General features: G+C 34.9%; 33 protein-coding genes. 30 read left to right on the plus strand and 3 right to left on the minus strand.

The annotated features are described in order from the left end of the window. Window positions 1-21: 21 nt before the first annotated feature. The 14 genes from infA (at window position 22) to LGAS_RS01595 (ending at window position 8485) form a co-directional block, all read left to right on the plus strand. Window positions 22-243, plus strand: coding sequence for a translation initiation factor IF-1 (gene infA, locus LGAS_RS01535; protein WP_003647816.1), 222 nt, complete (start codon window positions 22-24; stop codon window positions 241-243). Between the two features lie 14 nt (window positions 244-257). Further along, window positions 258-374: a 50S ribosomal protein L36 gene (gene rpmJ, locus LGAS_RS09380; RefSeq protein ID WP_003647815.1), complete on the plus strand. Its 117-nt coding sequence runs from the start codon at window positions 258-260 to the stop codon at window positions 372-374. A 33-nt stretch (window positions 375-407) separates the two neighbouring features. Then, window positions 408-755, plus strand: coding sequence for a 30S ribosomal protein S13 (gene rpsM / locus LGAS_RS01540; protein WP_003647814.1), 348 nt, complete (start codon window positions 408-410; stop codon window positions 753-755). A gap of 24 nt (window positions 756-779) precedes the next feature. Next, window positions 780-1169 carry a 30S ribosomal protein S11 gene (gene rpsK, locus LGAS_RS01545; RefSeq protein ID WP_003647813.1) on the plus strand — a complete coding sequence of 130 codons (390 nt, stop codon included), beginning with the start codon at window positions 780-782 and terminating at the stop codon, window positions 1167-1169. Window positions 1170-1214: 45 nt separating this feature from the next. Next, the gene (locus LGAS_RS01550; protein ID WP_003647812.1) at window positions 1215-2153 is read left to right on the plus strand and encodes a DNA-directed RNA polymerase subunit alpha; all 939 of its coding nucleotides are present in this window, start codon (window positions 1215-1217) and stop codon (window positions 2151-2153) included. Between the two features lie 26 nt (window positions 2154-2179). After that, the gene (gene rplQ, locus LGAS_RS01555) at window positions 2180-2563 is read left to right on the plus strand and encodes a 50S ribosomal protein L17 (protein WP_003647811.1); all 384 of its coding nucleotides are present in this window, start codon (window positions 2180-2182) and stop codon (window positions 2561-2563) included. 182 nt (window positions 2564-2745) lie between these two features. Beyond that, entirely contained in the window at window positions 2746-3594 is an 849-nt protein-coding gene (locus LGAS_RS01560) for an energy-coupling factor transporter ATPase (RefSeq protein WP_003647810.1), read from the plus strand. After that, window positions 3570-4436: an energy-coupling factor transporter ATPase gene (locus LGAS_RS01565; RefSeq protein ID WP_003647809.1), complete on the plus strand. Its 867-nt coding sequence runs from the start codon at window positions 3570-3572 to the stop codon at window positions 4434-4436. Before LGAS_RS01560 ends, LGAS_RS01565 begins: the two co-directional genes overlap by 25 nt. After that, entirely contained in the window at window positions 4433-5236 is an 804-nt protein-coding gene (locus LGAS_RS01570; RefSeq protein WP_011678767.1) for an energy-coupling factor transporter transmembrane component T family protein, read from the plus strand. The genes LGAS_RS01565 and LGAS_RS01570 overlap by 4 nt, the downstream gene beginning before the upstream one ends. Before the next feature lie 3 nt (window positions 5237-5239). Next, window positions 5240-6031: a tRNA pseudouridine(38-40) synthase TruA gene (gene truA / locus LGAS_RS01575; RefSeq protein ID WP_003647807.1), complete on the plus strand. Its 792-nt coding sequence runs from the start codon at window positions 5240-5242 to the stop codon at window positions 6029-6031. A gap of 102 nt (window positions 6032-6133) precedes the next feature. After that, the gene (gene rplM, locus LGAS_RS01580; protein WP_003647806.1) at window positions 6134-6577 is read left to right on the plus strand and encodes a 50S ribosomal protein L13; all 444 of its coding nucleotides are present in this window, start codon (window positions 6134-6136) and stop codon (window positions 6575-6577) included. Window positions 6578-6590: 13 nt separating this feature from the next. After that, window positions 6591-6986 (plus strand): 30S ribosomal protein S9, encoded by a 396-nt coding sequence (gene rpsI / locus LGAS_RS01585; RefSeq protein ID WP_003647805.1) that lies wholly within the window; start codon window positions 6591-6593, stop codon window positions 6984-6986. A gap of 122 nt (window positions 6987-7108) precedes the next feature. Beyond that, the gene (locus LGAS_RS01590; protein WP_003647804.1) at window positions 7109-7549 is read left to right on the plus strand and encodes a hypothetical protein; all 441 of its coding nucleotides are present in this window, start codon (window positions 7109-7111) and stop codon (window positions 7547-7549) included. Between the two features lie 69 nt (window positions 7550-7618). Then, the gene (locus LGAS_RS01595; protein WP_003651308.1) at window positions 7619-8485 is read left to right on the plus strand and encodes an NmrA family NAD(P)-binding protein; all 867 of its coding nucleotides are present in this window, start codon (window positions 7619-7621) and stop codon (window positions 8483-8485) included. 246 nt (window positions 8486-8731) lie between these two features. Here the strand turns inward: LGAS_RS01595 and LGAS_RS01600 are convergent, their stop codons facing one another. Beyond that, on the minus strand, window positions 8732-9316 hold the full coding sequence (locus LGAS_RS01600) for a DJ-1 family glyoxalase III (RefSeq protein ID WP_003647803.1): 585 nt from the start codon (window positions 9314-9316) through the stop codon (window positions 8732-8734). Window positions 9317-9593: 277 nt separating this feature from the next. Between LGAS_RS01600 and LGAS_RS01605 the strand changes: the two genes are divergently transcribed. Continuing rightward, window positions 9594-10283, plus strand: a complete 690-nt coding sequence (locus LGAS_RS01605) for a histidine phosphatase family protein (protein ID WP_003647802.1) — start codon at window positions 9594-9596, stop codon at window positions 10281-10283. A gap of 26 nt (window positions 10284-10309) precedes the next feature. Here the strand turns inward: LGAS_RS01605 and LGAS_RS01610 are convergent, their stop codons facing one another. Beyond that, window positions 10310-10633, minus strand: coding sequence for an ArsR/SmtB family transcription factor (locus LGAS_RS01610; protein ID WP_003647801.1), 324 nt, complete (start codon window positions 10631-10633; stop codon window positions 10310-10312). Window positions 10634-10730: 97 nt separating this feature from the next. Between LGAS_RS01610 and LGAS_RS01615 the strand changes: the two genes are divergently transcribed. From LGAS_RS01615 to LGAS_RS01635, 5 genes are all read left to right on the plus strand, one after another. Further along, entirely contained in the window at window positions 10731-11615 is an 885-nt protein-coding gene (locus tag LGAS_RS01615; protein WP_003647800.1) for a cation diffusion facilitator family transporter, read from the plus strand. Between the two features lie 65 nt (window positions 11616-11680). Next, window positions 11681-11938, plus strand: a complete 258-nt coding sequence (locus tag LGAS_RS01620; RefSeq protein ID WP_003655837.1) for a hypothetical protein — start codon at window positions 11681-11683, stop codon at window positions 11936-11938. A 1-nt stretch (window position 11939) separates the two neighbouring features. Continuing rightward, window positions 11940-12125, plus strand: coding sequence for a hypothetical protein (locus LGAS_RS01625; protein ID WP_003647798.1), 186 nt, complete (start codon window positions 11940-11942; stop codon window positions 12123-12125). 18 nt (window positions 12126-12143) lie between these two features. Then, entirely contained in the window at window positions 12144-12821 is a 678-nt protein-coding gene (locus LGAS_RS01630; protein WP_025012200.1) for a 2,3-bisphosphoglycerate-dependent phosphoglycerate mutase, read from the plus strand. Between the two features lie 109 nt (window positions 12822-12930). After that, window positions 12931-13866 (plus strand): AAA family ATPase, encoded by a 936-nt coding sequence (locus LGAS_RS01635; RefSeq protein ID WP_003647795.1) that lies wholly within the window; start codon window positions 12931-12933, stop codon window positions 13864-13866. Between the two features lie 64 nt (window positions 13867-13930). Here LGAS_RS01635 and pepC read toward each other — a convergent pair whose 3' ends face one another. Then, window positions 13931-15280 (minus strand): aminopeptidase C, encoded by a 1350-nt coding sequence (gene pepC / locus LGAS_RS01640; RefSeq protein ID WP_003655851.1) that lies wholly within the window; start codon window positions 15278-15280, stop codon window positions 13931-13933. Between the two features lie 193 nt (window positions 15281-15473). Between pepC and LGAS_RS01645 the strand changes: the two genes are divergently transcribed. From LGAS_RS01645 to lacG, 10 genes are all read left to right on the plus strand, one after another. After that, the gene (locus LGAS_RS01645) at window positions 15474-16025 is read left to right on the plus strand and encodes a dCTP deaminase/dUTPase family protein (protein WP_003647794.1); all 552 of its coding nucleotides are present in this window, start codon (window positions 15474-15476) and stop codon (window positions 16023-16025) included. Continuing rightward, the gene (gene radA / locus LGAS_RS01650; protein ID WP_003656608.1) at window positions 16025-17404 is read left to right on the plus strand and encodes a DNA repair protein RadA; all 1380 of its coding nucleotides are present in this window, start codon (window positions 16025-16027) and stop codon (window positions 17402-17404) included. The genes LGAS_RS01645 and radA overlap by 1 nt, the downstream gene beginning before the upstream one ends. 81 nt (window positions 17405-17485) lie before the next feature. Then, window positions 17486-18985 (plus strand): glutamate--tRNA ligase, encoded by a 1500-nt coding sequence (gltX, locus tag LGAS_RS01655; protein ID WP_003647793.1) that lies wholly within the window; start codon window positions 17486-17488, stop codon window positions 18983-18985. Between the two features lie 93 nt (window positions 18986-19078). Next, on the plus strand, window positions 19079-20491 hold the full coding sequence (gene cysS / locus LGAS_RS01660; protein ID WP_025012201.1) for a cysteine--tRNA ligase: 1413 nt from the start codon (window positions 19079-19081) through the stop codon (window positions 20489-20491). Next, complete coding sequence (locus LGAS_RS01665) at window positions 20484-20927, plus strand: Mini-ribonuclease 3 (protein WP_003647791.1); 444 nt, start codon at window positions 20484-20486, stop codon at window positions 20925-20927. The genes cysS and LGAS_RS01665 overlap by 8 nt, the downstream gene beginning before the upstream one ends. Further along, complete coding sequence (gene rlmB / locus LGAS_RS01670) at window positions 20914-21669, plus strand: 23S rRNA (guanosine(2251)-2'-O)-methyltransferase RlmB (RefSeq protein ID WP_003647790.1); 756 nt, start codon at window positions 20914-20916, stop codon at window positions 21667-21669. Before LGAS_RS01665 ends, rlmB begins: the two co-directional genes overlap by 14 nt. 171 nt (window positions 21670-21840) lie before the next feature. Further along, window positions 21841-22713 (plus strand): PRD domain-containing protein, encoded by an 873-nt coding sequence (locus tag LGAS_RS01675; protein WP_003647789.1) that lies wholly within the window; start codon window positions 21841-21843, stop codon window positions 22711-22713. Window positions 22714-22722: 9 nt separating this feature from the next. Next, a complete protein-coding gene (locus tag LGAS_RS01680) occupies window positions 22723-23082 on the plus strand; it encodes a PTS sugar transporter subunit IIA (RefSeq protein ID WP_003647788.1) in 360 nt (119 codons plus the stop codon). Window positions 23083-23100: 18 nt separating this feature from the next. Next, entirely contained in the window at window positions 23101-24804 is a 1704-nt protein-coding gene (locus tag LGAS_RS01685) for a PTS lactose transporter subunit IIBC (RefSeq protein ID WP_003655892.1), read from the plus strand. Window positions 24805-24814: 10 nt separating this feature from the next. Next, complete coding sequence (lacG, locus tag LGAS_RS01690) at window positions 24815-26242, plus strand: 6-phospho-beta-galactosidase (RefSeq protein WP_003647787.1); 1428 nt, start codon at window positions 24815-24817, stop codon at window positions 26240-26242. The last annotated feature ends 26 nt before the right edge of the window (window positions 26243-26268 follow it).

Raw genomic sequence — 26268 nt, forward strand, 5'->3', positions numbered from 1 at the left:
TGTTCATGTGGAGGAACAATTTTGGCAAAAGAAGATGTCATCGAAGTTGAAGGTAAGGTAGTTGATACCTTACCTAATGCTATGTTTAAAGTTGAATTAGAAAATGGTGCAACAATTTTAGCTCATGTTTCGGGTAAGATTAGAATGCACTACATTAGAATTTTACCTGGTGATAGAGTAACAGTTGAATTATCACCATATGATTTAACTAAGGGTAGGATTACGTATCGTTTTATTAAGTAATTACGGAGGCAAACATGAAAGTTAGACCATCTGTTAAACCAATGTGTGAACATTGCAAGATTATCAAAAGACATGGTCGTGTTATGGTGATTTGCTCTGCAAACCCTAAGCACAAACAACGTCAAGGTTAATAGTTATATATTTTTATTAGGAGGTGCAATTTAATGGCACGTATTGCTGGTGTTGACTTACCCAGAAATAAAAGAGTTGTAGTCGCATTAACTTATATCTATGGTATTGGTGAACCAACTGCAAAGAAAATTTGTAAAGATGCTGGTATTTCTGAAGATATTCGTACTAATGACTTGACTCCAGAAGATCAAGAAAAATTACGTAGCGAAGTAGATAAGTACCGTGTTGAAGGTGACCTTCGTCGTGAAGTTAGTCTTAACATTAAGCGTTTAGTTGAAATTGGTTCATACCGTGGTATTCGTCACCGTCGTGGCTTACCAGTTCGTGGTCAAAATACCAAGAATAATGCTCGTACTCGTAAGGGTTCAAAGAGAAAATAATTTATTAAATAGGAGGTTAAGTTAATGGCTGCAAAGAAAACAGCACGTAAACGCCGTGTAAAGAAGCATGTTGAAAGCGGCGTTGCTCATATTCATTCTACGTTTAACAATACCTTGGTCATGATTACTGACGTACAAGGTAACGCAGTCGCATGGTCTTCCGCTGGTGCTTTAGGTTTCAAGGGTAGTCGTAAGTCTACACCATTTGCTGCTCAAATGGCCGCAGAAGCAGCTGCAAAGTCTGCAATGGATCAAGGCATGAAACATGTTGAAGTTTCAGTTAAAGGACCAGGTGCAGGTCGTGAAGCTGCTATTAGAGCACTTCAAGCTGCAGGTCTTGAAATCACTGCTATTCGCGACGTTACTCCAGTGCCGCACAACGGTTCCAGACCACCAAAACGTCGTCGTGTCTAGTTTATTCCTGCGTGCAGGACATTACGTTTTGAAAGGGGCCCAGTAATGATTGAATTTGAAAAACCAAATATTACCGTAGTAGACCAAGAGGAGGCATACGGTAAGTTTGTTGTCGAACCACTGGAACGCGGTTTCGGGACTACTTTAGGTAACTCACTCCGTCGAGTTTTACTTACTTCTATTCCAGGTACGGCACTTTCTTACATTCAGATTGATGGTGTGTTACATGAATTTTCAACAGTTCCTGGCGTTAGAGAAGACGTCACAAAAATTATTCTTAATTTGAAGAAACTAGAGTTAAAGTCACTCTCAGATGAAGAAAAAATTGCTGAAATCGATGTAACTGGTCCAGCAATCGTAACTGCTGCTGATTTAAAGGTCGACTCTGATATTGAGGTCTTAAATCCAGATCAATATATTTGTAGTATTGCTGATGGTGGCCATTTGCATATGAACGTTGCGATCAAGAATGGTCGTGGTTATGTTCCCGCAAGTGAAAACAAGACAGATGACATGCCTATTGGCGTCATCCCCGTTGATTCACTCTTTTCACCAATCAAAAAAGTTAACTACCAAGTTGAAAGTGCTCGTGTTGGTAAAAGAGACGATTATGACAAATTAACTTTAGAAATTTGGACTGATGGTTCAATCACACCTAATGATGCCCTTAGTTTCGCTGCGAAGATTCTTGTAGAACACTTCAAAGTATTTATGTCTACTGATATGGATGCGCAGTTTGATGATGTAATGGTAGAAAAAGAGGACGATAAGAATGAGAAGAAGCTTGAGATGACGATCGAAGAGCTTGACTTATCTGTTCGTTCATATAACTGCTTGAAACGTGCAGGAATTAATACTGTTCAAGAATTAACTGATAAATCTGAAGCAGATATGATGCGCGTACGTAACTTAGGACGTAAGTCATTAGAAGAAGTAAAGAATAAACTTGCCGAACTTGGTCTATCACTTCGTCAAGATGACTAAGTTGGAAAAATAAGGAGGGAAAACTCATGGCATACCGTAAATTAGGTCGCGATAGTGCACATAGAAAAGCAATGCTTAGAGAAATGACTACCCAATTAATCATGAACGAACGCATTGTTACTACTGAAACCCGTGCTAAAGAAATCCGTAAAACTACCGAAAAGATGATTACTTTAGGTAAACGCGGTGATTTAAGTGCTAGAAGAAAAGCTGCTGCTTTTGTTCGTAATGAAATCGCTGATATTCATGAAGAGAAAGATGCAGTTGTTGTAAAATCAGCACTTCAAAAACTTTTCAGTGACATTGCACCTCGTTACAAAGACCGTAATGGTGGTTACACTAGAATGTACAAGTTAGCTACCCCACGTAAGGGTGATGCTGCTCCAATGGTAATCATTGAATTAGTTTAATTGCGTAAAATATAATATTATTATTTTATAAATCTTTCACAAAAGCGAGAATAAGCGTGATGATGGTGGCTTTTGCCTAGTCTAGCTTAGATGTTAAATCATCCCTCTTTGTGGTTGATTTTTTTTTGCTCTTTTTTTATAATTGATACAACGACATATTTGAAAAAGAGCAAGTGATATTTATGAAAGATAATATAGTAACCGTAGAGCATCTTTCTTTTACTTATAAGGATAGTGAAGAACCTGCAGTAAAAGATGTTAGTTTTTCAATTCCTAAAGGAACTTGGACCACTTTGGTTGGTCATAACGGAAGTGGCAAATCGACTATTGCGCGTTTGTTAAATGGTATTCTTTTACCAGATGATAATCCTGAGACCTTGATTAATATCGATGGTATTACGCTGACTGAAAAAACTATGTGGGATATTAGAGATCGTGTGGGAATTGTATTTCAAAATCCCGATAATCAATTTGTGGGAGCTACAGTTGAAGATGATGTGGCTTTTGGTTTAGAAAATCGTCAGGTACCTCGTCCTAAAATGAAAAGTATTGTTCAGGATGTACTTAATCAAGTCGGAATGACAAATTTTCAAAAAAGTGAACCGCAATACCTTTCTGGTGGTCAAAAGCAAAGAGTTGCTATTGCAGGAATTTTAGCAATTGGTCCAAAACTGATAATTCTAGATGAATCAACGAGTATGCTTGATCCTGCAGGAAAGTTCAAAATTCTTAAGCTTATAAGAAAATTACAAAAAGAAAATGAACTAACAATATTTTCGATTACACATGATATTAACGAAGCAGAGCACGCAGACCAGATTTTAGTTTTAGATAAAGGGAGCTTGCTAGCTAGCGATTCGCCTGTAGATATATTTAAAGATGTGTCTCTTATTAAAAATGCAGGGTTAGACCTTCCTTTATTTTATAAAATAAAAAATAAGCTGATAAATAAAGGAATAAGTATCCCACAAGAAGTCAATACTGAGGAAAAGTTGGTGAAATATTTGTGTCAATTGAATTCAAAAATGTAGATTATATTTATGCTCCGGGAACTCCGTTTCAGACTCAAGGATTAACCAATATATCCTTTAAAATAAGAAGTGGCTCATTTGTTGCAATTGCTGGTCATACGGGAAGTGGAAAATCTACTTTAATGCAGCATTTTGATGGCTTATTATTGCCAAGTAAAGGCTCAGTTACCATTGCCGATAAGAGTATAACTTCCAATACTTCCAGCAAGTCTTTAAAAGAAATTAGAAAAAAAGTTGGTTTAGTATTCCAATTTCCTGAAAGCCAATTGTTTGAAGAAACAGTTCTTAAAGATGTTATGTTTGGACCGCTTAATTTTGGCTTTTCAGAACAAAAGGCTAAAGAACAAGCTATTCAGTGGATAAGAAAAGTTGGTTTATCTGAACAAGTCATGAATAAATCACCCTTCGAGCTTTCAGGCGGACAAATGCGCCGAGTAGCAATTGCTGGCGTAATGGCGTATGAACCAGATATTTTGTGTTTAGATGAACCAGCTGCAGGCTTGGATCCTGAAGGACAGAAGCAAATGTTTGACATATTTAAAAATTATCAACGGGAAGGACATACAGTCATTTTAATCTCGCATAATATGGATGATATTAGTCAATATGCAGATGATATGTTGGTTCTTGAGCATGGTCATTTAATAAAACATGCAAGTCCAAAGGAAGTTTTTTCTGACCCTGACTGGTTAAAAAAACATTTTTTAGATGAACCTGCTACCAGTAAATTTGCTAGAAAATTAGAAAAAGGTGGCTTTCAATTTTCAGAAATGCCTTTAACTGTTGATTCTTTAGTCAATGAAATTACAACCAAATTAAAGTCGAAGGGAGGAAATGAATGAGTAAGATTATTATCGGTCGGTATATACCTGGAAATTCCATTATCTATAAGATGGATCCAAGAGGAAAAATAATTGCTACCTTTTTATTTATTGTCATTATCTTCCTAGCTAATAATTGGTTATCCTATCTCTTTTTATCTTTTTTTACTTTACTTGCTGTTGGAGCAACTAAATTAAAACCAAAAGTATTTTGGGATGGTGTGAAACCTTTAATTTGGCTGATTCTTTTTACATCAGTTTTGCAGCTATTTTTTACTACTGGTGGAAAAGTTTACTGGCATTGGGGAATTTTTAACATTAGTGAATACGGTATTCAAAATTCTATTTTTATTTTTATTCGTTTTGTAATGATTATTTTAATTTCTACTGTTCTCACTCTAACAACAACTTCGTTAGAAATAGCAGATGGGATGGAATGGCTCCTAAGACCTCTTGGATACTTAAAAGTTCCCGTAGCCCAGATTGCGCTTGTAATGTCGATAGCACTTCGCTTTGTGCCGACTTTATTAGATCAGGCTGTTAGAATTATGAACGCTCAGAGAGCACGTGGAGCAGATTTTAATAGCGGTGGATTAATTAAAAGAATTCATGCAATTATTCCAATTTTAATTCCTCTATTCATCAGTTCTTTAACAATTGCAATTGATTTAGCAACAGCAATGGAAGCTAGAGGTTATCGAGAAGGGGCAAAAAGGACGCGCTATCGTGTTTTAAGATGGTCAAAGTATGATTGGGATTGGGTTAATCTAGGATATTTTGCTCTCCTGACGTTAATTTTATTACTTACAAGGACATATTAAATGATGACTACGAGATATAAGTTGACAATGGCATATGATGGACACCTTTTTCATGGCTTTCAAATTCAGCCAAACGAACGAACTGTGCAGGGCGTGATTGAAGAAGCTTTAAAAAAGATGACGAAGGGAAAAAGAGTAGTAGTGCATGGATCTGGAAGAACTGATGCTGGTGTTCATGCTAAAGGTCAAGTTATCCACTTTGATTATCCGGGAAAAGAAATCCCAGCTAAAAATATGATGCTTGCTCTCAATGCATTAATGCCAATTGATACAGTTTTCTTTGATAGTGAAATTGTAGATTCTGATTTTCACGTGCAATATTCAACTAAGGGAAAATGGTATCGGTATATAGTTGATCAGCACCGTTTTACTGATCCTTTTAATCGGTTTTACACTGGACACTATCCATATCCGTTAGATATTGCTCTAATGAAAAAGGCTGCTAAAGATTTGATCGGAGAACATGATTTCACTAGTTTTGCGGCAAGTGGTGGTCAAATTGTTGATAAAGTGCGAACAATTTATTATGTAAATATTACTTCTGACCCAGATAATAAAAAGATTATTTTTGATTTTATTGGCAATGGTTTTTTGTATAACATGGTTAGAATTTTAGTTGGTACTTTACTGGAAATTGGTAATAAAAAACGTCCAGTTGATGATATACCGAGAGTTTTAGCAGCAAAAGATCGACAAGAAGTTCGTACAACAGCACCAGCCAGTGGATTATACTTGCAACATGTTTTTTATGAAGAAGTTCCTAAAAAATATCGATTAGACCTTAAAAAAGATTGACTTTTTGAGCAAAACGACGTAAATTAGTATACGTATGTTTGTCCACGATAGGCCCCGGAAACTTATTGTTTGTCAAACAGAAGAAAAACGGAGGAATTTAAAGTGCGTACTACCCCATTAGCTAAAACTAGTGATATTAAACGTAAGTGGTATGTTATCGATGCGACTGATGTTTCACTTGGTCGTTTATCAACTGCTGTAGCATCAATTTTAAGAGGTAAGAATAAGCCTCAATATACACCAAATGTAGATACTGGTGATTATGTTATTGTTGTTAACGCAGGTAAATTAAAGTTGACTGGTAAAAAGGCAACTGATAAGATCTATTACCACCACTCAGATTACCGTGGTGGTTTAAGAGCTACTCCTGCCGGTGAATTATTAGCTAAGAACCCAGTAAGATTAGTTGAATTATCTGTAAAGGGCATGTTGCCAAAGAATACTCTTGGTCACCAAGAGTTCATGAAGATGCATGTTTACGCTGGTGAAGACCACGAACACGCAGCACAAAAGCCTGAAAAGTTAGACATCAACGAATTAATCTAGGAGGTTTTAAATAATGGCACAACAAGCAGCTTACGCTGGAACTGGTCGTCGTAAAGATTCTGTTGCCCGCGTACGTTTAGTACCAGGTAACGGTCAAATTACCATTAACAAAGAAGACGTAACTAAGTACATTCCATACCCTAACTTGGTTCAAGATATGAAGCAACCATTAGCATTAACTGAAACTGAAGGTCAATACAACGTTGAAGTTAATGTTAACGGTGGTGGCTTCTCAGGACAAGCTGGTGCAATTCGTTTAGGTATTGCACGTGCACTTCTTGAAGTTGACCCAGATTTCCGTGGTCCACTTAAGAAGGCTGGTATGTTAACTCGTGACCCAAGAATGAAGGAAAGAAAGAAGCCAGGTTTGAAGAAAGCCCGCAAAGCTTCACAATTCTCAAAGCGTTAATATTTATATTACGTTTTATACAAAAGACATCTCGCAAGGGGTGTCTTTTTTTGATAGGTATAATTATTCAATATAAAAGTATTATGTTTTTAGAGAGTTAAAATTAATAATAGGGAATAAAGATGATTATATACACTAGATATAAATTTAATGGTGAAGTATTATTTTCAAGATTTATCAATTTTGAAGAGATAATGGATCGTAAATATAGTTGCTTAGGACAAATGACTCGAGTAACTATAAAAGGTAGAAAGACTTATGAAGGTTTTGCTGATGAACCTTATTTGTCAAATAAAGGTAAATGCTTAACTTTAATATGGTATGATATCGACTATGGCACTTTAGGGTTAAGAAGTGGTAAAGTAACCACAATATTTATACCATTAGATATAATTATTGGAATTGAGTCAATTTTGCATAGTAATCCACGTTGGGGACATCCACCAATTAATGAATTTGTTTTTAGTAGTGAATTAAGATCAAGATTAATGAAACTGCATGAAAAATATATGCAAAGTGAAGAAAAAAGTAGGCCAAAAAAGATATATTTAAACTTCGATTAAGAAATTGTGAAAGTTTTGAACTATAATAATATAGACAAGGTATCCTAAGAAAGGTTCTATATTATTTACATGAAATATTTAATTACTGGAGCAACAGGTAACTTAGGTGAAAAGGTTACTCGTTGGCTTAGAACTATGACTTCTGAAAATAATATTCGGGTTGGAATTCATAATTTAAAAAAAGCGAATAAGTTTGATGATCTAGCTGTTGAAAAGGTTAAGCTAGATTACTTTGATTTAGATACTCTTCAAAAAGCAGTTTCTGGCGTTGACTTGGTTGTTTATATTCCTAGTCTTACTTATGATTTGCAAAAAAGGATTACAGAATTTGAAAATGTGTTGCAAGTAGTAAAAAATGCAAAAGCAAAATTAATTTTTGTTAGCTTTTTTGCGGACCAAGAAAATAATCCTTTTGTGATGTCGCCATTTTATGCTTATGTACCAAGGCGATTAGCTAGCTCAAATGTTGAGTATAGTATTGTGAAAAATAGTCTTTATGCTGATCCCTTAGTTCCATATCTTGAAGAATTAATTAAGCGTAAGAACATAATTTATCCTGTTGGTACCCAGCCACTTTCTTTTATTACTCGAAATGATAGTGCTCATGCGATTGCTTGCTTAGCTATGCAACCTGTGATGCGTGATCAAGGTCAGACTTATTTACTAAGTATGGATAAAAATTATAATATGGTTGAATTGTCCTATATTATGTCACGAATTACTGATCATAAAATTGGTTATGCACCGGTCACAACTACTGAATTTGCTAAAATTTATGCCCAAGAAGGCGATGGAAAAGAATTAGCATCAATGTATGCTGGTGGTGCAAAAGGATTATTAAGCGCAACATCAGACGATTTTCATCGCTTAACTGGACGTGAGCCGGAAGAGGTGGAACATTTTTTGCGAAATGGTTATCAAATAGCTCGTTTGTAATTTATCATATATTTGTGCATAGTATTTCAAGTTAAAATAAAAGATGTTATACTATGGATAGTAAGTGCTAAGAGAAAATTAATTGTAATTAAAGTGTAGATGCAGAGCTGAGTAAGACCGTAGGCATGTTTTTGTACTACACGGATTTTTAGCTTAGGGATGAGGTTAAAAGTCAACTTTTAACTGCTATATACGAAAAAGAGATCAGACATTAAAATCTGATCTCTTTTTCGTTAGATTTATTAGTTAAAGACTAGCGTCAATATTTTTAGCTAAGTAGTCGTAAAGCATACCCTTTTCTAGGTCACTGGTATCGTGCCCAAGCGTCCGAGCAATAGTGTAAGCATATGCCCAAGCAGTAGCTGGACCACGGCTAGTGATAATCTTGTGTTCTTTATCAACAACAGTAATATCAGTGCTAAAGTGACCGTTTGGACATTCTTCTTCGATTTGTTTTTCAAAGCCTGGATAACAAGTGTAGTTAGCACCTTCTAATAAACCATAGTGCCCTAAAGCAATTGGAGCTGCACACATTGCGGCATCCCACTTGCCAGCCTTATTTCTTTGAATCATCAAGTCTGCAAGCTTCTTATTATTTCTTAAATTCAAAGCTCCAGTTCTGCCACCAGGGAAAGCAACAAGATCATAATCAAGAAGTGAATCATCCACAACTTTATCACAAGTAAGCAAGATATGATGGTCACCATCAATTTCTTTTTTATCTAGACCAACCATGTCACAGTCAATATTTAAACGACGTAAGACATCAACGACACTTAGGCCTTCAACTTCTTCACAACCGTCTGCAAAGACAACAGCTACTTTTGTCATAAAAAAGTCCTCCTTTTTTAGTAATTACTATACATTCCTTATTTTAACGCAATGACTTGATCTTTTTTTATTTGAGGATTGAAAAAATTAACTAAAAATTGCGTATATAAATGTAGAAAGGAAAATGAAGGAATGGGTGAGGATCTTGTAGTAGAAAATATGTGAAACACTAAATATAGTATTGATTTTAAAAATACTTGAAATAACGTAGTATTCTGTTAACATTGAGATAATTGTAATAAAATTTGTGAAACAATTTAAGGAAAGAGGGTAAAAAATGGCTACTGAAGTTTATTTAGTAAGACATGGAGAAACGATGTTTAATCAGTTGAATAAAGTTCAAGGTTGGGCTGATTCTCCATTGACTGTCAAAGGAATTAATGATTTGAAGGTAACTGCTTCTAATTTATCGCAGGTTCACTTTGATAAAATGTACAGTTCTGACTTGAAGCGAGCCATTGATACGGTTCACTTAATTGCAGATACAAATGAGGTTTCAGAAATTGGCAAAATAAAGAAGCTTCCAGCCTTTCGCGAGGTATTTTTTGGAACTTTTGAAGGCGACGATATTGATGAAACTTGGGAAAAAGTTGCAAAAGCTGGTGGCATGAAACCAACGAGTGATGTAGTAAAAATTATTCAGACACTTGGGATCCATGATTTCCGTGAAGCTACTAAAAAGGCTGATCCCCGTCATTTAGCTGAAGATGCTGAGGCACTAGATAATCGTATGGATCAAGCAATTAGTCAATTAGCCCAAGAAACTAAAGGATTAGGAAGAGTATTAGTAGTATCTCATGGTGATTTTATTAAGACTTTAGGGATTAAATATTGGGATCAAGCAAGTGGTGATCATGATATCCCATTTCCTGATAATGGCAGCGTTACTCGCGGAATTATTGACAATAGTGGAAAATTTAGAATTATTAATTATGGTGTCAAAAATACTGATATTCCAAATTTATAAGATGTAACTATTTAGTTGCATCTTTTTTAGTATAGGTTAGAGGGATGTTCTTTAGCAGTATGTTCAACATGCTCAATCATTGCGTCAATCATTGATAAGACGTCAGGATCGTTTAAAAAGTAAAAAACATGTGTCCCATGCTTATGATGTTTAACTAGATTATACTTTTCTAAAATTCCTAATTGCTTTGACACGACGGGTTGAGCTAGTTCAAGTGTAGTTGCAATTGTTGAAACATCGACTTCTTTAGAAGAATTACGTAAGAAAAATAAAATTGAGATTCGTCTGCTATTACTCAAAACCTTGTATATCTTAGCTGCTTCGTTAACTAGGGATGTATTTAACCTCATTATGATCACCAAACCTCATTGACAATATATCGAAAATGGAATATTATACTTTCTGCATATAAGTATACCAAATTCGATATATTTATGGAGAAAAAACATGAAAGATAAATCATCATTACGTTATTTTTGGGTAACACTATTAAATATTATTATTACAATTGCTGAATTTATTGGTGGGGCAATTTCTGGATCGCTAGCGTTGTTATCCGATGCTGTGCATAACTTAAGCGATGTTGGTTCGATAGTTTTAGCCTTTGTCGCTAATTTAATTTCTAAAAGAAAAAGAAACACCAGCAAAACTTTTGGTTATGATCGTGCCGAAATTTTAGCAGCCTTTACTAATGGAATTATTTTAATTGTAATTAGTATCTATTTGTTTATTGAAGGAATTCAACGTTTCAGCCATCCAGAGCCAATTAGAGGAATGATTATGTTGATTGTTTCTTTAATTGGTCTAGCAGCAAATGTCATTTCGATGTTTGTAGTTATGAAAGAGGCTAAGACGAGCCTTAATGCTAAAGCTACTTTTTTAAATATGCTTTCTGATGCAATTACTAGTGTAGCTGTAGTTTTGGGCGCAATCGTTATTTCAATTTGGAAAATTTACTGGATTGATCCAGTGTTAACAATCGCTGCTTCGGTATTTTTACTCAAAGAAGCATATGAAGTAACAATTAAGGCAGCTAATATTTTGATGGAAACAAACCCAAGCATCGATTTAAACAAGGTAAATGAGCTAGTCTTGTCTTGTCCACATGTGAATAATATTCACCATGTCCATGTCTGGCAATATTCAGATAATGTGACAATGCTTGATGCTCACATTAATGTGGATAAGAACCTGGACGCTGTTCAGCTAGAAAAAATTTATACAGAAATTGCGGAAAAGTTAAAATCTCTTGGAATTAATCATGTAACATTGCAAGCAGAATGTACTCGCGGAATTGATGATAAGATGATTTTTGCAGATAAAGAAGATTAGTTATTCTGGTTTTGCTGCTATTTGGTAAAATAGGGGCAAAGCCTTTTATTTTTATGGAGAAAAAAATGAAATTCGATACAGATGACTTAAAAGAAAGCCTAAAAAATTATCAACAAAAAGCTAGTGATCAATTTAAAGATTTTGCTGAAAACGATTGGCCTGACATTAAAGATCATATGACTGAAAAAGGACAACAAGCGGGCGACTATTTGAAGAAAAATGGTGGAAAAGTTTATCAAAATTCTGTTAAAGCCTTTAAAAAGGGCGTCAGAGATCTTGATCAGTGGGTAAACGGAACTAGCGTACATAAGGACGATAAATAAAATGAAAGTAAATATTTGGGTAGCTGTGATTGTTCTAATTGTTGGTTTATGGGACTTGTACTATGCTTATAATCGCTATCAAGAAAAGAAAGTGACTAAAAGAGGTAGTAAAGCAGATGCTATTTCTTTTGCAATTTTAGGGACGATTTTTACAATTGGCGGAATTATTATGCTATTTATGCATTAGGATTAGGTGGTAAGAAATTTGGTTAAGTTGGTTTTAGTTCGACACGGAGAAAGCATAGCAAATCGAGATAATGTATATACTGGCTGGAATGACGTGCCGTTGAGTAAAAAAGGAATTGAACAAGCTAAAGATGCAGGGCTCAAAGTAGCTAAGATTCCTGATTTTGTACCTACTCATATCCACACTTCTGTTCTGTCACGTGCAATTATGACTGCAAATATAATTGCGGATGTTTGTAGTTTTCTCTATTTACCAATTACTAAAACTTGGCGCTTAAATGAAAGACACTATGGAGCTTTAAGAGGCATTAATAAAGATGTTTCAAAAAAGATCTTTGGTAAAGAACAAGTATTAAAGTGGAGGCGTGGATTTGATAGTGTACCACCACTTCTAACTCAGCCTGTTCAAGACCGCAGATATCAAAAGTATGATATGCGCTTGATGCCGCAGGGAGAAAGTTTGCATCAAACTCAAGACCGATTGATGCCATATTTTTGGGACCATATTGCGCCTGAATTAATGTCTGGTCACGATCAACTAATTGTAGCTCATGGATCAAGTCTGCGTGCCCTTATTAAAAAAATTGAGGGTATCAGCAATAAAGATATTGTGAAGGTTGAAGTTCCAAATGCAGAACCAATTGTTTATACTTTTGATTCTGACTTGCATATTATTAAAAAAGAAATTTTGCACTAAGCGAGTAGACTTTTGGTCTGCTCCTTTTTTAATAGTTTGTATAGGTATTTTTATGGTAAAATTTTTTACGAGTATATTTGAACAAATTCTTGTAGAGTAGGAGAAAATAATGCGTAAAATATTTTTATTAAGAGGAGCACCAGGATCTGGAAAATCTTCCTTTATTGCTCGTCACCACTTGCAGCCTTACGCTATTTCTCGTGATGAAATTAGGCTGCTCTTGGCGGATTTGACGGTCTATTATGAAGAGAGTACTGACCATTTGCACCAAGTTATTCCTCGTCATGTAACTGTGCGTACAGAGCAGATGGTTGATAATTTGGTCCAACATAAAATGGCCTATGGCGAAACTGTTATTGTCGATGGCACACATATCACACCTGATAAAATTGAACATTTTCGTCCTTGGGTTGAAAAATATCGCTATGAACTATTTGTAGTTGATTTAATGCAAAATAATAGCTTAGAGAGCTTACTGCGCAGAAATCAAACTAGAATGCACTATGATTGGGTTAAGCCTGACGTAATAAAGATGATGTATGAGCAATATGAAGCTAACCCGGAAGTACCATCTTGGGCATATTCTATTTTGCCTAATGGAATGGAGCGAGCTTTAAGTCAAAGAGAAAAGAATCTAGATCATTATTCACATGTGGTTTGTGTACCAGATAAAGTTAAGCCAGAAGATTTCCCACATGTTCATATTTCTAATTTTTATTTTTCTTTTAATGATGAATTTACTAGAAAATATGGAACTTATCGAAATGTTATTACCTTAGGTAAAACTAGGGATGAAGTTATTGAACAATTTAGACTTCCATATTTTGTGTTTAAGTTCCACCACAAGCATTTCTTGATTTCTGCTTATCCAATTCGAAATGAAATGTTAGATCCTATTCGAAAAGTAAAAGGAGTTTGGTCTTACTCGACTGGGTTATATAATGTAGCTGATTTTGTCAAAGAATTTCCAGAAAATGAACATCAACATGTTCATCAATTTAATTTAAGTAAGATTGACCCTACTCGTTTATTGCATATTTGGTAGAAAAAAACACTTCAACTGTAAAAGATACAGTTTGAAGTGTTTTTTGTCTGTTTTAAAATTTATACTAATAATTCTTAGCTAAAGCACCCATTGGATCCCAAGGAAGTAATTGAATTGGATCTTTGCTTCCTTCTTCAAATGCTTTCTTCAAGTCGTCGCTAAGGTATTTCTTGTTGATAACTGCTTGGTAAACAAATTTATCAAACCACTTATCACTCATGACAAAGTAACCTTTAAATCCTGGTTTTTCGCCCCATGAGTTTTCAATCTTCCACTTAGTTGGTTTGCCATCTACTAAATCAACACCAGTTATAACCATGGCGTGATCCATCATACTTTCGCCTGAATCAAGCATATCAGCTTTTGACATATTAAAGTCAACATCAAACAGATCATCGCGCTTGTACAATTCGGTGTCTAGTAAACCAGCTTGACGTTCAGAGTCTTTAACAACATTTGAACCAAACCAAACAACTTCACCATTTTTAAGTTGCTTGATAATTAAGTCTTTCATTTCATCAACTGGTAAATTCAAGTGACGAACTTGACGACCGCCTTCAACGTTTCCTAAGTATTCAACAGAAAATACCTTGTGGAAAGGCTTATCCTTAGTTGGGGCATTAATTGTGGAAATATATTGACTCAAATCCCAGTTAACATATTTCTTAAAGAAGTCTTGTGGGCTCAAGTCAGCATCTCTGTGATAGTTGCCATCGTCGTCTTTGTATTCAAAATCAAATTTCTTAGGTGGAACACCAAGAGAAATGGCTAAAATACGGTAAACTTCACGAAGCATTTCATTCTTACGTGCTTGAACTTCATCTTCGCTCTTCCCATCTTGAACCATCTTACGTAATTCAAGACCATCTTTTCTAAGCAAAGTATTTAAAGTATCGTTTAAAGCACTAGAATTTGTTGCATTGGCAGTTTCTGGATAAACTTTCTTTGGAGCAATGCCGTATTTTTCAATAATTCCGCAAAGCATGTCCCATTGACCACCATCTTGTTGTGGAGTAGTGAATAAGAAACTAACTTTACGATCGCCTAAGTCTTTGTCAGCAGTAGCGATAACATTTTCAAAGAACCAGTTTGATTTTTCAAATTTATCCCAGAAGTTAGTGTAGTTTTGAGATAATTCAAAATCCTTAATTTTGAAATTCTTTTGAATCGAATGACGCATAGTATTTAAAGCACTAAACATCCAGCAACGACCAGATTGTTTTTGGTTAGCAACTTTACCAGTGTCGATTTCAATTGAAAAAGTTGGGTCTAAGTTAATTTTAGTTTGTAAATTTTGACTAGCTTTGAAAATGCCGTTTTCTTGAGCAGCTCTTGCAGCAATTTTGTTTGCTTTACTTGAGTTAAAGTCATTTTCAAAATCATTGATAAGATCATTTGTAATTTCTTTGCTCATAAAATCCTCCTTGATTAAAAAAAGCTTAATTCTATTTTAGCTTAAATTAAAGATGAACGTCTAGTGATTGAACAAAAGAATATCTAATCATAAAATTTATTAAAAAAATAAATGATTTTTTTCGTATATATAATCAGGGACATCTTACGAGAATTAACGTAAAATATAGGTCTAGGAAAAAGAGGGGAAATTAATGAAAAAACGTGGTTTTGAAATAGTATCTAAATACCGTAATGCTGGCTTACACTTGCCGCAAAGACAAACAATTGCTAGCGCAGGATATGATTTTGAATGTGCACAAGATATAGTTTTACCATCAATTTGGTGTACGAATTTTGTTAGAATTTTTAGATTAATTAGAAATAGTCATGAGCTAAATGAACGAGACCTTGAACTAGCAGAAAAAGTTTTAAAGCCTTTTTTAGTACCAACGGGAATTAAAGCATATATGCCAGAAGATGAAGTTTTGATTCTTGCTAATCGCTCGTCTAATACATATAAGCGTAATGTTACCTTGCCGAATGGTATCGGAGTAATTGATAGTGACTATTATAATAATGAAAAAAATGAAGGTGAGATTTACTTCCAACTGATTAATTACGGAGTTCGTCCACTAAAAATTAAGAAAGGCGAGCGAATTGGTCAAGGAATTTTTATGCCTTATCTGAAAGCTGATAATGATGAACCAGTTCAAAGACAACGGCTTGGTGGATTCGGCTCTTCTGGAACAAGGAATGAGGAATAATGGCAAAAGTTAAAACCCGTTACAAGTGTCGCAATTGTGGTTATATTTCAGCTTCTTATTTAGGTAGATGCCCTAACTGCGGTGCTTGGAATCAATTTGAAGAAGAAACTCAAGAAGTAAAAAAAGTATCAACTAAGGCAACTGCCAGCCGTTTAATGACTAAAATTGGAAATAATGATCCAGTAAAATTAAATGAAGTAAAAGCTGAAAAAGAAAAAAGAATTGTAACGCCGTTTGAAGAATTAAATCGAGTTCTAGGGGGCGGAATAGTTCCAGGTTCTTTAGTTTTAATTGGTGGAGATCCTGGAATTGGCAAATCAACTTTGATGCTCCAAATTACCGGCGCTTTAGCTAAAGAGCATAGCGTTTTATATGTTTCAGGGGAAGAGTCGGCTAGTCAGATAAAAATGCGAGCTGACCGTCTAGGTGTAAGCAACAGTGGAATTTTGCTTTATCCTGAAACCAATATGCAGAATATTCGTGAACAGATTGATGAGATTAAGCCGGATTTTTTAGTAATCGATTCTATTCAAACAATGAATGAGCCATCTCTTGATTCGATGGTAGGATCTGCTTCTCAAGTTCGAGAAGTTACGAGTGAGTTAATGAAAATTGCTAAGAATGATCAGATTACTACTTTTGTTATTGGACATGTGACTAAAGAAGGTGCTATTGCTGGTCCTAAGATTATGGAACATATGGTTGACACTGTTCTTTACTTTGAGGGGGATGGCCACCATTCATATCGAATTTTAAGATCTGTTAAAAATCGTTTTGGGGCAGCTAATGAAATTGGCATGTTTGAAATGAAAAATGAAGGACTAACAGAAGTGAATAATCCTTCAGCAATTTTCTTAGACGAACGCTTACCCAATTCTACAGGGTCAGCAGTTGTAGTTTCGCTTGAAGGAACAAGGCCACTTTTAGCAGATATTCAGGCCTTGGTAACTCCAACTGCCTTTGGATATGCTAAAAGAACTACATCGGGGTTAGATTTCAATCGTGTAGCCTTATTATTAGCGGTTTTAGAAAAACGTGGTAACCTAATGTTGCAAAATCAAGATGCATTTTTAACGGCAACAGGCGGAATTAAGTTAAATGAGCCAGCGATTGATTTGGCAATCTGTATGGCTGTAGCTTCTAGTTATAAAAATAAAGAAATTTCTGCTACTGATTGTTTTGTAGGAGAGGTTGGTTTAACTGGTGAAATTAGAAGAGTTAATCAAATTGAAGCTAGAGTTAAAGAAGCTGCTAAGGTAGGCTTTAAGCGAATTTTTATCCCTAAACATAATTTAACTACTGAGCTTAAGAATAATTCTGCAATTGAAGTAATTGGTGTAGCAAGTCTGCCACAAGCTTTAAAACTGGTTTTTAATTAGAAGATAGATTGAACTTTTGCTCGTTAAAAGTTACACTTAAATGGATGAATTTTAATAAATTTTGAAAGAGGCGCTTTAATTTTGGCAAAACAAAAAATCCGTGTTCGTTACGCACCAAGTCCAACAGGTCACTTGCATATCGGTAACGCACGTACTGCATTATTTAACTATTTATTTGCACGTCATAACAAAGGGACTATGGTCTTAAGAATTGAAGATACTGACCAAAAACGTAACGTTGAAGGCGGTTCTAAGTCCCAAATGGAGAACTTGCACTGGTTAGGTATTGACTGGGATGAAGGTCCTGATAAGGGCGGCGACTTTGGCCCTTACCGCCAATCAGAGCGTAAAGATATTTACAATAAATACATTAAGCAATTAATTGACGAAGGTAAGGCCTACTATTCATACAAGACTGAGGAAGAACTGGAAGCACAGCGTGAAGAACAACGTGCAATGGGAATTGCTCCTCACTACACTTATGAATACGAAGGTATGACCGCTGATGAAATTAAGCAAGCTCAAGCAGATGCAGAAGCAAAAGGCTTAAAGCCAGTTGTTCGTATCCACATTCCTGAAAATAGAACTTATGCTTGGGATGATATGGTTAAGGGTAAAGTATCATTTGAATCTGATACTATTGGTGGCGACTTTGTTATCCAAAAACGTGATGGCATGCCAACTTATAACTTTGCCGTTGTAATTGATGACCACTTAATGGAAATTACTCACGTTCTTAGAGGTGACGACCATGTAGCTAACACTCCTAAGCAATTAGTAGTTTATGAAGCACTTGGCTGGGAACCACCTAAGTTTGGTCACATGACTTTAATCATTAACTCTGAAACTGGCAAGAAGCTTTCTAAGCGTGATGAATCAGTTCTTCAATTTATTGAACAATACCGTGACCTTGGTTACTTGCCAGAAGCAATGTTTAACTTTATTACTTTGCTTGGTTGGTCACCTGTTGGTGAAAGTGAAATTTTCTCACAAAGAGAATTAATTAAATCATTTGATCCTAAGCGTTTATCTAAGTCACCAGCTGCTTTTGATCAAAAGAAGCTTGAATGGATTAATAACCAATACGTTAAGAAAGCAGATCGTGATGTTTTATTAGATCTTGCTTTGAATAACTTACAAGAAGCAGGATTAGTTGGTAAAGAAGTTTCACCTGAAAAGATGGAATGGGTTCGTCAATTGGTAAATATTTACGCTGTTCAAATGTCTTACACTAAGCAGATCGTTGATATTACTAAGATCTTCTTTGAAGAAGCTCCAGAATTATCTGATGCAGAAGTCGAAGAAATTAAGAAAGACGATGCTCGTCCTGTAATTGAAGAATTCAAGAAACAATTAAATGCAATTCCTCGCTTTACTGCTGTTCAAGTAATGAACGCAATTCAAGCTACTCGTCGTGAAACTGGCGTTAAGGGTAGAAAATTATTTATGCCAATTCGAATTGCTGCTACTCGTTCAATGGTTGGACCTGGTATCGGTGAAGCTATTGAATTAATGGGTAAAGAAAAAGTTAACAAGCACATTGATTTAACTTTGAAGCAATTAAGCGATTTAGGTCTTTAATTATTTCCAATAAAGTTAAAGCTACGTGAAAGCGTAGCTTTTTTTGTTAGAATATACTAGGAAATAAATGTCTTAAGTGAAAGAAGGATGATCATGAAGGTCTTTAATACTTTAACTCGGCAAAAAGAAGAGTTTAAGCCATTAGTAGCTGGTAAAGTAAGCATGTATGTCTGTGGACCAACTGTTTATAACTATATTCATATTGGAAATGCCCGTAGCGTAATTGCATTTGATACAATCCGCAGATATTTTGAATATCGTGGCTATGACGTAAAGTATGTTTCTAACTTTACAGATGTTGACGATAAGATGATTAATGAAGCCCGTAAAGAACATACGACTGTAGGAGAACTTGCTGACCGCTATATTAAGGCTTTTATGGAAGATACAGAGGCATTAAATATTGAGCCAGCTACTCTTCATCCTAGAGCCACTCATGAAATTCAAGAAATTATTGATTTTGTTCAAGATCTAATTGATAAGGGCTTCGCTTATGAAGTTGACGGGGATGTTTATTATCGTGCTAAAAAGTTCCCTAATTATGGTCAGCTAAGCGATCAAAATATTGCTGAACTTGAAGAAGGTGCTTCTGAACACATTAATGAAGAAGAGCAAAGTAAGAAAGAAGATCCAATTGATTTTGCCTTATGGAAGGCTCAAAAAGATGACGATGAAATTGCTTGGGATTCTCCATGGGGTAAAGGACGTCCGGGTTGGCACATTGAGTGTTCAGTTATGTCCACCAAATATTTAGGTGATACGATTGATATTCACGGCGGTGGTCAAGACTTAGAATTTCCACACCATGAAAACGAAATCGCTCAAAGCGAAGCTAAAACTGGTAAAAAATTTGTTAATTATTGGATGCACAACGGCTTTGTAACTGTGGGTAAAAAACAAGAAAAAATGTCTAAGTCACTGCATAATTTTGTAACTGTGCATGATATTTTAAAGCAAATTGATCCACAAGTTTTACGTTTCTATATGTCTAGTGTTCAATACCGTCGTCCAATTAATTATTCTGAAGATGGTTTAAAACAAGCAGAGACGGTTCTTAAACGTTATCAAAATACCTTGAGAAATCTTGACGCTCGCCTAATGGATGAGCAGGAGACTCTTGAAGACAGTATTTTAAGGGATAATTTAACGCAGGCAAAGGCTGAGTTTATTGAAGCGATGGATGATGATTTTAATGTTCAAAATGCTTTGAGTATTATGTATGACTTAACTTCAAACTTAAATACGCATCTTCAAAAAAATCAAGTGGATAAGCCTGCTTTAAAAAAGGCCAAGAAATTGTTGCTTGCTTGGCTTGAAATTTTTGGTGTTAGTTTCAATGAAAAGCAAACTGAAAATGATGACGAGATAGAAGTTATGGTTGCTAAACGTGATGAAGCTCGTAAAAATAAAAACTGGGCTGAGAGTGATCGCTTAAGAGATGAATTACAAGCAAAAGGTATTGTAATTGAAGATACTCCACAAGGAACGAGGTGGCATCGTGCTTAAACCAAAGGTACTGACAGAGAAAAAGACCAATCCAGATAGCCTAGGACCGCTTACCTTAGCTTATTTAGGGGATGGAGTGTATGAAGTTTATATTAGACGCCACTTGGTTAAGGGCGGTATTGTAAAACCACAAATGCTTCAAAGATATGCAACGCACTATGTTTCAGCTAAAGCTCAAGCTGGTTTGATTACAAAAATGCAGGATTTAAAAATGTTAGATGAAGCTGAATTAGCAGCCTTCAAGCGCGGAAGAAATGCTAAAAGCCATACCCATGCTAAAAATACTTCAATTAATACCTATAAGTTATCAACAGGTTTTGAAGCAATGTTTGGCTATTTAGATTTACTAGGTAAAAAAGATCGTGTTGATGAGCTAGCAAATTGGTGCATTGACCAAGTAGAACAGGGAGGATTAGACGACTATGAGTTCGAATAATGATGAATTTGTGTATGGACGTCATGCTGGAATCGACTTCTTAAAGACGCAAGATGCTAACTTAATTAATAAGGTGTTTTTACAAAATGGCGTTCAAGAAGAATTTGCTAATCAAGTTTATCAATTAGCACGTAAAAAGAATTTAGTTGTGCAAAATGCTCCTAAAAATAAATTGGATCAAATGGTTAATCATGAAAACCATCAAGGATTAGTTTTAACAGTGGCTCCATTTGAATATGCAGATTTAGATGAGCTTCTTGATAAATTTGATCAAGATGGGAAAGATCCCTTTATTTTAATGCTTGACTCAATTGAAGACCCCCATAATTTGGGTTCAATCTTAAGAACTTGTGATGCTACTGGTGTTGATGCTGTAATTATTCCTAAAAGAAGAGCAACTGGTCTAACTTCTGTTGTTGCTAAGACTTCGACTGGAGCTATTGATTATGTTCCTGTAGCTCGAGTTAACAATTTAGTGCAAACTACCAAGTTACTTAAAAAACGTGGTTACTGGATTTTCGGTACTGCCATGGAAGGTGAAGATTACCGTAAGTGGAACGCTAATGGAAAAACAGTTCTTGTAATTGGTAATGAAGGTAAAGGAATTTCACCCCTTCTGTTAAAACAAATGGATCAAACTTTAACGATCCCGATGGTTGGCCATGTTCAATCGCTAAATGCTAGTGTAGCAACTGGTGTTTTACTTTATGGGATGTTTAATAGCCGTCATCCAGAAAAATAAAAATGCAAGAAAACGCTTGCACATATTAACTGAACCTGATATGATAACAATTAGTAAGAGATTGAAAAAGTAGATTGTTACTATTGAATTAGGCGAGACTACTGAATAACTCTAACTAGCAGTACGCTAGTGGGTTTATTCAGTAGTCTTTTTTTATCCTTTTTTAAGGAGGTGGGAGAGTTGTTGTTGATCAAGCGCGTGTTTAATAATAACTCAGCTTTGGTTGAGCTAGGCAATAATCGTGAAGCAGTTGTAGTTGGAAACGGAATTGCTTTCAAAAAAACTGAAGGAAAGGAGATAGATACGAGTAAAGTTGAAAATATTTTTTATCTTGAAAATAGTGCAACAAAAAGAACTATTTTTTCGTTATTAAAGAATACACCAATAGATATTGCTGTAACTACTATGCATGTCGTTAATCACGCATATAAAAAATATCACTATGAATTATTTGATTATTTTTATCTGTCATTGAGCGAGCATATTTTAGGAGTTTATCATCGAATTTTGGATAATACTTATCAAACAAGTCAAATTCCTGATATCAAGGATGAATATCCTTTGGAAAATAAGATTGCTCAAGAAAGCGTAAAGATAATTGAACGGGATCTAAAAATTAAGCTACCTGTATCAGAAAGAAAAAATATTATGTTGCATTTAATTAATGCAAGGATTCCTGAAAAAAAACAGGTCAATCGAGAAAAAAATATAATCAATATCGAAGAAATGCTGCACATAGTTCAGGTGATCCTTGATCAACATAATATTTATCGATTAGCTAGTAATAATGATGAATATGAGCGTTTTATGATTCATTTGCAATATCTTTTTAGGAGATTAGAGCAGGGGAAAAAATTTCGCTCATCCGATATTACTAAGAAAGTAAAGGATGAACTTATATCTGAATATCCAGAATCATTTGTAGTAGTAAAAGAAATAGATGAACAGCTGAAGCAAGATTTTCAATGGGAAATATCGGATGAAGAAAAGCTATATTTAATTGTTCATATTCAAAGAATTTATGAGAAAAGTTCAAAATACTAGGAGAAAAAAATGGTTAGTAAAGAAGAAATTTCGATGGTTGGATTTACAATTGTTGCTTATGCTGGAGATGCCAAAACAGACTTGTTAAATGCTCTTAAATTAGCACGTGAAGGGAAGTTTGAAGAAGCTGAAAAACTGATCGAAGAAGCAAATAATTCATTAGTTGATGCGCATAATGCACAGACTAAGTTAATGAGTCAAGAAGCTAGTGGTGAAGAATTAGAAACAACTTTTATTATGTCTCATGGACAAGATACATTAATGACTACAATGCTTTTACGTGATGAAGTGAAATATTTTATTGATTTGTATAAGCAAAATTTAGCTTTGCGAGCTGAAATTGAGCAGCTTAAAGAAAAAATGAACTAAATAAATGGAGGAGTAGAAATGGATGGGTTGGTAAAAAGAATTGAAAAAGCGCAGCCATTCTTTAGAAAAGTTGCGACTAATCAATATTTAAGAGCAATTCGTGATGGCTTCATCGCGTTAATGCCAATTATTATCTTTTCAAGTTTTTTCTTGTTAATTGCTAATGTGCCCCAAATTTGGGGATTTGTTTGGCCTAAAAAAGTAGCTACAGCTTTAAATTTATTTTATAACTTATCAATGGGCTTTTTGTCCTTAATGGCGGCTTCTACTGTAGCCAAGGCCTTAACTGGAAGTTTAAATCTAAAGTTGCCAAAAACTAATCAAATTCCAGTTGCTGGAGTTCAATATACGGCTCAAATTTCTTTTGCATTTGTGGCAATAGATACTTTATTAAATAAAGGAAATTTATATTTAGCTACTGATATGATTGGGACTAAAGGATTAATTTGTGCCTTCTTAGTAGCATTTATTGTACCTAATATTTATTATTTTTGTTTTAAACATAATGTCACAATCACGCTACCTGATGTAGTACCTCAAAATATTGCGCAAGCCTTTAAAAATATTGTTCCCTTTGCTATAGCAACTACTTTCTTTTGGGCATTTACGTTAATTTTTAGAGCTTTAACTAATATGAATTTGGCAGCTTGGATAATTAAAAGTCTAACTCCACTTTTTACTGCAGCGGATGGGTATGTTGGATTAGCAATTATTTATGGTGCAATGGCGTTCTTCTGGTTTATCGGAATTCAAGGGCCCTCAATCGTTGAACCAGCAGTTACGGCAATCTACTTAACTAATGTTGAAGCTAATTTAAGAGCATTTAATTCAGGAAATATTCAAGGCGCTAATCACATTTTGTCACAAGGAATTCAAATGTTTGTTGCTACTTTAGGAGGAACTGGAGCAACTTTAGTAGTAACGTTTATGTTTGCCTTTTTGTCTAAATCTAAACAATTAAAAGCAGTTGGACGTGCATCAACAATTCCAGTTATTTTTGGTGTTAATGAACCTATTTTATTTGGTGCTCCACTGATCTTGAATCCAATTTTCTTTATCCCTTTTATTTTTGCGCCAATTCTTAATGTTTGGATCTTTAAAATTTTTGTTGATGTGCTTCATATGCCGTCATTTATTTACAACTTACCATGGACCACGCCACCAACATTAGGATTGTGGATGGGAACTGGTTTTAATATTTTAGCTTTACTATTAGGAATTTTATTACTAGTAGTTGATTCATTATTGTATTATCCATTTTTTAAGGCTTATGATGCTTCAATGCTAGCCCAAGAAGAGAAAAAGGAAGAACTTGAAGAAAAAGATAATAAGAAATCTGTTGTATCATCTGCTGAGCCTAAATTTAATGAATCTGAGATTCCACTAGGCAAAACTAAAGATCAACAAGCACTAAATGTTTTAGTTTTATGTGCTGGTGGTGGGACATCTGGAATTTTAGCTAAGTCACTTAATAAATTAGCTAAAGAAGACAAGTTACCTTTAAATGCAGCAGCTGCCGCATTTGGATCACATCATGATTTAATATCTGGAATGGATGTAGTAATTTTAGCGCCGCAAATGGATACCATGAAAGATGAACTTGCAAAGGAATGTAAGCAAAATAATGCTCGTATGATTACCACTACTGGAAAACAATATATTTACATGACGCAACATGCTAATGAATGTTTGAAGCTATTAATCAATGATATTAATAAATGACGGAGGTAGTATGTCAACTTTATTGAAAAGGGTAAAAAAGTTACCCAAGGGTTTTGTATGGGGCGCAGCAACTGCAGCTTACCAGGTTGAAGGAAATACAAATTTAGATGGTAAAGGGAAGATTATGTGGGATGATTATTTAAAAAATCAGGGAAATTTCTCACCCAATCCTGCTTGTGATTTTTATCATCGTTATCCAGAAGATTTAAAAATAGCTCATAATCTAGGGCTAAATGCAATTCGCATTTCGATTGCTTGGACTCGTATCTTTCCTAATGGCTACGTAACAGATGAGCCAAATGAAGCAGGCGTTAAGTACTATCATCGACTTTTTCATGAATGTTTAAAAAATAATTTAGTACCATATGTGACATTACATCATTTTGATAGTCCTAAGACTTTGTTTGATCAAGGCGACTGGCTTAATAGAGAAATGATTGATGAATTTGTAAAATATGCAGATTTTTGTTTTCAAGAATTCGTTGAGGTTGATAATTGGTTTACGATTAACGAATTAATTTCGTTAGCTATGTGTCAGTATATTCAAGGAACTTTTCCCCCTAATAAGTTATTTGATGTTTCTGATGCAATTCAAGCTCAGCATAATGAACTAGTGGCACATGCAAAGGTAGTTAATCTCTTTAAAGCTAAAGGATATAAGGGAAGAATTGGGTTAATTCATGTGATTCAACCCGTTTATCCAGCAACGAATTCAGAAGCAGATAGACACGCAGCTGATTTAAGGGATGCATTTATGAATCGCTTTTTATTAGATGGAACTTTATTAGGTTTTTATTCTGATCGAACGCGGCATTTAATCAAAGAAATTTTAGTTGCAAATAATGCTGAATTACATATTCTTCCGGAAGATCTTGAAATTCTTAAACAAGCAAGTAAGCAGAATGATATGCTTGGGATTAATTATTATCAGAATCAAACCGTTGCCAGTTATGATGGACCAAGTGAAACTTATCATAATGGCAATGGAAAGAAGGGCAGTAGTGTTTTTGCTTTTCATGGAGTTGGTAAAGATGTACGAAATCCTGCCATTCCGACAACAGATTGGGACTGGAACATATATCCTGAAGGGCTATATGACGTATTAAAAAGAATAGCACATGATTACCCAGACTATCCTGTGATCTATATAACTGAAAATGGAATGGGTGCAAAAGAAGCGTGGGATAGTTCGAAAGAATATCTTGATGATAATTATCGAATTGATTTTATTGACCAGCATTTAGCAGCTATCTTAAAGGCTCGAAATGAAGGAGTTAATGTACAAGGTTATTTCCTTTGGTCTTTACAAGATCAATTTTCATGGTCAAATGGCTATAATAAGCGTTACGGCTTAATTTATGTGGATTTTGCTAGTCAAGATCGGCATTTAAAAAGAAGTGCCTTGTGGTTTAAGGCCCTAAGTAAGACTATGAAATAATAATTTTTAACAGATAAGAAATTATC

Origin of the sequence: Lactobacillus gasseri ATCC 33323 = JCM 1131 (assembly GCF_000014425.1) — a bacterium.
GTDB classification, from domain to species: domain Bacteria; phylum Bacillota; class Bacilli; order Lactobacillales; family Lactobacillaceae; genus Lactobacillus; species Lactobacillus gasseri.

Coding starts and splice junctions, on each gene's coding strand:
- LGAS_RS01590 (WP_003647804.1), top strand. CDS start 7,109: ATGATTATATACACTAGATATAAATTTAATGGTGAAGTATTATTTTCA.
- LGAS_RS01610 (WP_003647801.1), bottom strand. CDS start 10,633: ATGAGGTTAAATACATCCCTAGTTAACGAAGCAGCTAAGATATACAAG.
- radA (WP_003656608.1), top strand. CDS start 16,025: ATGGCAAAAGTTAAAACCCGTTACAAGTGTCGCAATTGTGGTTATATT.
- lacG (WP_003647787.1), top strand. CDS start 24,815: ATGTCAACTTTATTGAAAAGGGTAAAAAAGTTACCCAAGGGTTTTGTA.
- LGAS_RS01595 (WP_003651308.1), top strand. CDS start 7,619: ATGAAATATTTAATTACTGGAGCAACAGGTAACTTAGGTGAAAAGGTT.
- rpsM (WP_003647814.1), top strand. CDS start 408: ATGGCACGTATTGCTGGTGTTGACTTACCCAGAAATAAAAGAGTTGTA.
- LGAS_RS01605 (WP_003647802.1), top strand. CDS start 9,594: ATGGCTACTGAAGTTTATTTAGTAAGACATGGAGAAACGATGTTTAAT.
- truA (WP_003647807.1), top strand. CDS start 5,240: ATGACTACGAGATATAAGTTGACAATGGCATATGATGGACACCTTTTT.
- pepC (WP_003655851.1), bottom strand. CDS start 15,280: ATGAGCAAAGAAATTACAAATGATCTTATCAATGATTTTGAAAATGAC.
- LGAS_RS01645 (WP_003647794.1), top strand. CDS start 15,474: ATGAAAAAACGTGGTTTTGAAATAGTATCTAAATACCGTAATGCTGGC.
- rpsK (WP_003647813.1), top strand. CDS start 780: ATGGCTGCAAAGAAAACAGCACGTAAACGCCGTGTAAAGAAGCATGTT.
- LGAS_RS01560 (WP_003647810.1), top strand. CDS start 2,746: ATGAAAGATAATATAGTAACCGTAGAGCATCTTTCTTTTACTTATAAG.
- LGAS_RS01625 (WP_003647798.1), top strand. CDS start 11,940: ATGAAAGTAAATATTTGGGTAGCTGTGATTGTTCTAATTGTTGGTTTA.
- LGAS_RS01685 (WP_003655892.1), top strand. CDS start 23,101: ATGGATGGGTTGGTAAAAAGAATTGAAAAAGCGCAGCCATTCTTTAGA.
- LGAS_RS01600 (WP_003647803.1), bottom strand. CDS start 9,316: ATGACAAAAGTAGCTGTTGTCTTTGCAGACGGTTGTGAAGAAGTTGAA.
- rpsI (WP_003647805.1), top strand. CDS start 6,591: ATGGCACAACAAGCAGCTTACGCTGGAACTGGTCGTCGTAAAGATTCT.
- LGAS_RS01620 (WP_003655837.1), top strand. CDS start 11,681: ATGAAATTCGATACAGATGACTTAAAAGAAAGCCTAAAAAATTATCAA.
- LGAS_RS01615 (WP_003647800.1), top strand. CDS start 10,731: ATGAAAGATAAATCATCATTACGTTATTTTTGGGTAACACTATTAAAT.
- rplQ (WP_003647811.1), top strand. CDS start 2,180: ATGGCATACCGTAAATTAGGTCGCGATAGTGCACATAGAAAAGCAATG.
- rlmB (WP_003647790.1), top strand. CDS start 20,914: ATGAGTTCGAATAATGATGAATTTGTGTATGGACGTCATGCTGGAATC.
- rpmJ (WP_003647815.1), top strand. CDS start 258: ATGAAAGTTAGACCATCTGTTAAACCAATGTGTGAACATTGCAAGATT.
- LGAS_RS01570 (WP_011678767.1), top strand. CDS start 4,433: ATGAGTAAGATTATTATCGGTCGGTATATACCTGGAAATTCCATTATC.
- LGAS_RS01550 (WP_003647812.1), top strand. CDS start 1,215: ATGATTGAATTTGAAAAACCAAATATTACCGTAGTAGACCAAGAGGAG.
- cysS (WP_025012201.1), top strand. CDS start 19,079: ATGAAGGTCTTTAATACTTTAACTCGGCAAAAAGAAGAGTTTAAGCCA.
- LGAS_RS01680 (WP_003647788.1), top strand. CDS start 22,723: ATGGTTAGTAAAGAAGAAATTTCGATGGTTGGATTTACAATTGTTGCT.
- LGAS_RS01635 (WP_003647795.1), top strand. CDS start 12,931: ATGCGTAAAATATTTTTATTAAGAGGAGCACCAGGATCTGGAAAATCT.